The sequence below is a fragment of the Holdemanella sp. DFI.5.55 genome (assembly GCF_020593575.1).
Lineage (GTDB): Bacteria > Bacillota_I > Bacilli_A > Erysipelotrichales > Erysipelotrichaceae > Holdemanella > Holdemanella hominis.
Map to the genome: position 1 here is coordinate 45439 of NZ_JAJDMK010000008.1, position 6559 is coordinate 51997.

Annotated in this window: 8 protein-coding genes and 1 pseudogene; all 9 read right to left on the reverse strand. The window is 34.2% G+C overall.

Annotation, left to right across the window (positions count from 1 at the left end; translation table 11 throughout):
* Window positions 1-37: 37 nt before the first annotated feature.
* A complete protein-coding gene (locus tag LJE08_RS03475; protein WP_227402421.1) occupies window positions 38-853 on the reverse strand; it encodes a histidinol-phosphatase in 816 nt (271 codons plus the stop codon).
* Window positions 840-1583: a tRNA pseudouridine(38-40) synthase TruA gene (truA, locus tag LJE08_RS03480; protein WP_217256529.1), complete on the reverse strand. Its 744-nt coding sequence runs from the start codon at window positions 1581-1583 to the stop codon at window positions 840-842. The genes LJE08_RS03475 and truA overlap by 14 nt, the downstream gene beginning before the upstream one ends.
* Window positions 1580-2377 (reverse strand): energy-coupling factor transporter transmembrane protein EcfT, encoded by a 798-nt coding sequence (locus tag LJE08_RS03485; RefSeq protein WP_217256530.1) that lies wholly within the window; start codon window positions 2375-2377, stop codon window positions 1580-1582. The genes truA and LJE08_RS03485 overlap by 4 nt, the downstream gene beginning before the upstream one ends.
* Window positions 2370-3230, reverse strand: coding sequence for an energy-coupling factor transporter ATPase (locus LJE08_RS03490; RefSeq protein WP_117925864.1), 861 nt, complete (start codon window positions 3228-3230; stop codon window positions 2370-2372). Before LJE08_RS03490 ends, LJE08_RS03485 begins: the two co-directional genes overlap by 8 nt.
* Window positions 3215-4033 carry an energy-coupling factor transporter ATPase gene (locus tag LJE08_RS03495; protein WP_117925862.1) on the reverse strand — a complete coding sequence of 273 codons (819 nt, stop codon included), beginning with the start codon at window positions 4031-4033 and terminating at the stop codon, window positions 3215-3217. The genes LJE08_RS03490 and LJE08_RS03495 overlap by 16 nt, the downstream gene beginning before the upstream one ends.
* Before the next feature lie 66 nt (window positions 4034-4099).
* Window positions 4100-4552: a hypothetical protein gene (locus LJE08_RS03500; protein WP_186999224.1), complete on the reverse strand. Its 453-nt coding sequence runs from the start codon at window positions 4550-4552 to the stop codon at window positions 4100-4102.
* 2 nt (window positions 4553-4554) lie between these two features.
* Window positions 4555-5142: pseudogene (locus LJE08_RS03505) on the reverse strand (O-methyltransferase); the annotation flags it as partial.
* 19 nt (window positions 5143-5161) lie between these two features.
* The gene (gene rplQ / locus LJE08_RS03510) at window positions 5162-5524 is read right to left on the reverse strand and encodes a 50S ribosomal protein L17 (protein WP_227402422.1); all 363 of its coding nucleotides are present in this window, start codon (window positions 5522-5524) and stop codon (window positions 5162-5164) included.
* 14 nt (window positions 5525-5538) lie between these two features.
* Window positions 5539-6489 carry a DNA-directed RNA polymerase subunit alpha gene (locus LJE08_RS03515; RefSeq protein WP_117925855.1) on the reverse strand — a complete coding sequence of 317 codons (951 nt, stop codon included), beginning with the start codon at window positions 6487-6489 and terminating at the stop codon, window positions 5539-5541.
* Window positions 6490-6559 lie beyond the last annotated feature (70 nt).

Sequence of the window (6559 nt, forward strand, 5' to 3'; positions counted from 1 at the left end):
GTCAATGAAAAAAACAAAAAGTTTAGCTTTATTTTTGCTAAACTTTAATCTTGTTTTCTTTTATTTTTTTATAATCAATTAAAGGAATATCATCCATGATTTCTACATCAAATTCAGATAATTTTTCCAAAGCCAAATTATATAATTTTTGATCCAAATCACAAATTCTATGCGCATCCATACCTAGAATTGCCTTCACATTATATTGAGCAGCGATTTGCCAAAACTTAGTGTGTGGATACTCTTCATACCCCATACGCATATTGTGTTGCATACCCAACACATTAAATTCTAATGGAACATTATAATCTTGACTGATCTTACAAATACGGTGAAATCCCTCTTCAATTTCAGGTGTGATAAAACCACCTGTATCTCTTAAAATCAATTCAGGATGAGCTAGGTATGCATACATACCCGTTTTCATACCTTCAATACAAGTATCAAAATATCCTTTAATATACTTACCTTTAGCACCACCCAAGTAAATGTGATCCTCATCTGTACCATAATAATGATTGCCAAAAATCAAATAATCAATTTCATTTTCAATACAGAAATCTAACAACCAATCCATATATTTAGGAAAGTATTCAGCTTCTAAACCCAAACGAATCTCAATCTGCTTCTTATATCTATCTTTCAGATATAAAACGCTATCTTTATAATCATCAAATTCATCAAGCTTCATACGCATATGCGCCACAAAATCGGAGTCATATTTCCAACACGCATGATCTGAAAAGCCCAATACTTCAAAACCATTTTGAATGGCAGTACGAACAAATTCTTCATCATTACCAAAGGCATGATGACAACGTGAAGTATGTGTATGAAAATTAGTTTGTTTCATTGTATTTTACCTCCACTAAATATAATCCGCAACTCGGTGCATTATAACGACATGCCGACTTATCTTTCGCATCTAACATTCTTTGCACATCATCAATATCTATCTTATGTTGACCTACCGCAATTAAAGTACCCGTCATCATACGAACTTGATATCTTAGAAAACCAGTACCTTCAAAAATAAAATGCACGTCTGTACCTTCTTCATTAATTTCAATATTTGAAATCGTTTTAACTCTAGGCTTTCTAGGATCGATTTTACTCGATGCAAAACTCGTAAAATCATGAGATCCCAAGAATACTTTTGATGCATTTTTCATCGTCTCAATATCCAATTTTTTAGTTAATAAATTACGATACTTATAATTAAAAGGATTCTTTATATCGTACGAACAAAAATAATCATAACGTTTGCCTACAGCACTAAAACGTGCATGAAAATCATCGGGCATTTCTTCCGTTTTTAAGATACGAATATCTTTAGGAAGCAACGCATTTAATGCTCTTTCATATTGAATAGCCGGAATATTTTTACTTGTCTCAAAATGAAAGACTTGACCTAATGCATGAACTCCAGCATCCGTTCTTCCACTCGCAACAACATCCACATTCTCTTTAGTAATTTTATACAAAGCTTCTTCAATCACTTGTTGAATGCCTAACGCATTCTCTTGTTTTTGCCAGCCTGCATAATTAAAACCATCATAGCTGACAAGTGCTTTTACAATCATAATACCCAAATACCAATACAAGCACAAAGAACGAAAACACTTAAAATCATTGAAGCATAATCGATAGTTTGCATCTTTAACACTTTGTAACGTGTTCTTTTTCTAGATGGATCATACCCTCTAGCTTCCATCGCATTCGCAAGTTGATCTGCACGATCAAATGCAGAAACAAATAGTGGAACAATTAAAGACAAAATGGCCATAATTTTTTCTTTAATACTCCCATTTTCTAAATCCACACCACGACTTGCCTGCGCGTTCATAATACGCTGTGTTTCTTCAATCAATGTTGGAATAAAACGCAACGCAATACTGATTATCATCGCAATAATGTGAGCTGGTACACCAACCTTTTCAAAAGGCTTCAACAATTTTTCAATTCCCAAAGTCAAATCCAAAGGTTTTGTTGTTGCTGTTAATACAGTTGTGATAATGACCATCAACATTAAACGAACCACAATATATAACGTTTGATTTACGGCATCACTATAGATTGTAAATCCCTTGATTGAAAACAAAGGTGTTCCTGTTTTAATAACCAATAGGTTAATAACCAACAAGAAAGCCATCATCCATAACATTGGTTTCATTGTTCTTAATGCATATTTAACATTTAATTTTGATAAATACAAACTCAATAAAATAAAAATACCTATAATCACATATCCAAGGACTCCTGCAGGAATAAATATCGCAACCATTAAAAATAACATGATCATAATTTTAGATCGAGGATCCATCTTATGAACCACAGAATCTAATGGCATATATTGTCCTAACGCAACATTATTCATGTTTCTTCACCTGCTTTTCTATTGAATCCACAAGTGAATTCATATCCATAATATCTGGATCCATGTCAAATCCATTTTCTTCTAATTGCATCTTTAAACGCACTATACTAGGTGGATTGATACCAATCTCTTGTAGATATTCAGGATGCTTAAAAAATTCCTTCACATTCGCTTCCTGCGTTACTTCACCATGACTTAACACAATTACATGATCACAATAATTCATGACATGCTCCATATCGTGAGTTACTAAAAGAACGGTTTTTCCTTCCTTTTTATTTAAGTTCATAAACAAAGTCATCATTTCTTGAGCACCTTGAGGATCAAGACCTGCAGTTGGCTCATCTAAAACTAAAACTTTGGGATTCAATACTAAAATACCGGCAATTGCAACACGACGCTTTTGTCCTCCACTCAAATCAAAAGGAGAACGATCCAAATAACTTTCATCCAAACCTACAACAGGCAAGATTTTCTTTACTAGTTGAGAAGCATCTTCTTCACTTGTTCCAAAGTTTTTTGGTCCAAACGCAATATCCTTACCAATCGTTTCTTCAAACAATTGATATTCAGGAAACTGGAATACAAGTCCAACTTCTTTTCTCAATTGCTTCACATCTTTGATTTTCAACAAAGGCTGAATATGAAAGCCACAAATATCCAAAGTACCCGCTGTTGGAATCAACAAACCATTTAAATGTTGAACCAAAGTTGATTTTCCAGAACCCGTCTGCCCAATAATAGCTGTAACTTTTCCTTCTGGAATTGAAAGATCAATACCTTTTAATGCAGCATGCGAAAAAGGGGTATTTTCATTATATGTGTGCTCTAACTTCTTTATTTCAATCGACATAATTTTTCTACCACCTCATCTAAACGACATACATTTTCCTTAAAAATCCCACGCTTCTTTAATTCTTTAGAAATCTTTAAACCAAAAGGAATATCCAACTGCATTTTAGCTAGCTTATCTTCCTGTTTAAAAATATCCATTGGTGTTCCCTGCATCGCAATCTCACCATTTTCTAATACTATGACATTTTCAGATTGAGCAACCTCTTCCATATCATGTGTAATTGATAAAATAGTGATATTTTTTTCCTCATGTAACTTGCGAATCTGCGCATTAATACTTGCCTTACCTTGAGGATCCAACATACTTGTCGATTCATCAAAAATAATAATATCTGGTTCAATAGCTAAGATACCCGCAATCGCTACACGCTGTTTTTGTCCACCAGATAATTTAGTCGGCTCTGCACTTAAAAAATCCGTCATTCCAACACGACCTGCAACATCTTCAATAATCCCCTGCATCTTTTCTTGTTCTACACAATGATTTTCTAAACCAAAGGCAATATCATCTGCCACTGTAGAACCAATAAATTGATTGTCTGGATTTTGGAATACAATTCCAATATGACTTCTCAATTCATATACACTTTCTTCATTTAGTTCCTGACCTAAAATTTGAATTTTACCCTTTTTCGCTTCCAATAAACCAATGATTAGTTTTGCCATTGTACTCTTACCAGAACCATTATGTCCAATAATCGTTGTATAGCTTCCTTTTGGGATTGAAAAAGAAACATCTTTTAATATATCATTTTTCCCGTCATAGGAAAAAGTTAAATGTGAAACTTCGATTGCTTCCATCACATATCCTCCACCATAAACGGAACTATTATACCATATTAAAATGGCTTGAGCACCCTCAAGCCACTATTTATTAAAATGAAATCCTTTATATTCAGCACTTGTGTTTGTACATGCATTTACAAGTGTGTTTGACAAAATTTTTAAATCACTTTCATTTACACCCTCATGATAAATTACATCCACAAGTTTGTCTTCATCATCATACGAAGAAGTTAATCCATTTTCAGCAATTTCTGTTTGAAATTGTTTAGCCGCCTCCTTAGAATCAAAGCTATATGTAAGTGTGACCGGAAGAATTTCTTCTTCAGCCTCTTTAAATCCCATAATATCCGATTCCATGTTTTTTAATGGGCTTACACTTGGTTGAATCTCTTTTTCAATAGGTTCATCAATATCTGGGCATAAGAATTCATCTAACTCTTCCTGTCTTTGTTTATCACGATGTACTTTGCCAGCAACTGCACATGCGCCAACTGTAATGGTTGCAGCACCTACTAAAAATTTAAAAAGATTCATAATTATTTCCTCCTTGTAATGGCAACTCCGTCTCCATAATCATAAAATGCTGTTTCATAATCAGAAAGTTCTGCCAAATACGTATGATAATCATGGATCTTGCGAACTAATTGGCGTGTATTGCGATTACGCGATAATTCTGGATGTTCTACAAGCCCATGAAAATTCATATTATCTGATACAATTATACCATTCTCATTCAAATGGATACAGTATTTCTCAAAAAAACGTCGATATTGTGCTTTAGCTGCATCGATAAAAATACAGTCAAACATACCATCTACATCTACTTCAAGAGCATCCCCTTCAATCAATGTGATTTGGTCAGATAATCCACTTTCCTCAATATTCTTTTTTGCCTGAACGATCATGTCAGGATTTCTTTCAATTGTGACAACTTTCATTCTAGGATCTAACTTAGCTACTTCAATAGATGTACGCGCAATTGCAGTTCCTAACTCCAAAAATGACAGGCATTGTTTTTCTTGAAGTTTTTCTAACAAGAACTTTAACCCACCATCCATCATAATAGGCACTTGATGTTCTTTTGCGTATTGTTCTAAATCACTCATTTTAATTCTCCTTAAAAGAAAAGTGAAGTAGTAACTACTACTTCACGAATTGTACAATTGCCATTGGAGCTGCATCTCCACGACGGATACGTGTTTTTACTACACGAGTGTATCCACCATTACGATCTGCATATGCTGGTCCAATTTCATTGAATAATTTTTGAAGAGCTGTTGTTCCCTCTTCATCAACTTCTACATTGCGAACATAAGCTGCTGCTTGTCTACGTGCATGTAAATTTCCACGTTTTGCTAATGTTACTAATGAGTCCATTACAGCGCTTAATTCTTTTGCTTTCATTTCTGTTGTTTCGATTTGTCCGTTTTCAATCAAAGATGTTGCCATGTTACGCAACAATGCTTTACGATGATCGGCTTTACGTCCCAATTTACGATTCCACATGATTCTTACTCCTCTTATTCATACGATTTGAAGAACAATCCCAATTGGTACATTTTGTCCTTCACTTCTTTGAGTGATTTCTTACCCAAATTCTTAACATGCATCATTTCATCTTCTGTTTTTTGTGTAAGTTCATCAACAGTTTGAATTCCTGCACGTTTTAAACAATTGTAAGAACGAACAGATAAATCCAAATCTTCAATCATCATTGTATTTACTTTCTTAACATCCTCAACTTGAGGTTTTTGAACCATGAAACTTTCTTCTAATTCTAAATCTGAAACAGTTAAAACTTCATCTAAGTTTTCCATACAAATCTTTGCAGCCATTGTGATAGCTTGTAAAGGTGTAATTGTACCATCTGTTTCTACATTGATATGTACTTTATCATATTTTTTATCCAACCCAACACGAGCAGGTTCTGCTAAATAATCTGCTTTACGGATTGGAGTGAAAGTTGCATCTAATACTACGACATCTTCACCAAAGTCGTATGACACTTTGTTTTCAATTGAACTCTTATATCCAGTTCCAGTTACAGCATAAATCTCCATTTCCAAGCTTGCACCTTTTTCTAAAGTACAAATCACTTGTTCAGGATCTACAACTTCAACAGCTTCCGGACAAATAATGTCAGCCGCCTGAATTGTTGCAGGACCCTTCTTTGAAATATGCAATGTTTGGAATCCTTCTCCATCATTGTATAATTGTACAGCTTTTAAATTTAATGAAATACGATAAATATCTTCTAAAATACCTTCGATCATCGTTGCTTTTCCATCAAATCCAGATACTTTAAATCCAACAATGCGTGTGCCAGGTACACTTGTTAATAATGTACGGCAAATGGTATTTCCAATCGTAATTCCAAAACCTCTTTCAAGAGGTTCAAAGATATAAGATCCAGTATTGTTTTCTTCATTCACAAAATCTTTATGAAGTGAAGCTCTTTCAAATTCCTGCATCGTTATCCTCCTTTAACTATCCACGAGGTCGTTTTGGTGGACGACATCCGTTGTGTGGAATTGGTGTTAC